Raw genomic sequence first — 250 nt, 5'->3', positions numbered from 1 at the left:
GATGCTCGTCGCCGTTCTTGCGGTAGCCGGGCGGGTTCGCTTTCTCGTTCCCGTTGTCTCGGTGGCCGTACCATCCACGGAACGCCTCATCAAGTTCTTCGAGAACTTGCTGACTGGACTGTGCGTTGAGGTCCGCGTAGCGTTCGTGGCTCTTGAGGTACGACTTGAGTACCGAGTCGTCGGGAATCTGGCCACAAGCGTCCCAAACGCGCCCTGCCGTCCACCGGGCGACGTTCCAGAGTTTTGCGGC

1 pseudogene is annotated in these 250 nt (G+C 61.2%); it reads right to left on the bottom strand.

Annotated features, from left to right (window positions below):
- Window positions 1-250 (bottom strand): annotated as a pseudogene (locus tag C451_RS06215) (RNA-guided endonuclease InsQ/TnpB family protein); the annotation flags it as partial.

This window comes from Halococcus thailandensis JCM 13552 (assembly GCF_000336715.1).
GTDB classification, from domain to species: domain Archaea; phylum Halobacteriota; class Halobacteria; order Halobacteriales; family Halococcaceae; genus Halococcus; species Halococcus thailandensis.
The sequence above is the reverse complement of the archived record's forward strand: the minus strand, read 5'-3'. Positions and strand labels throughout refer to the sequence as shown.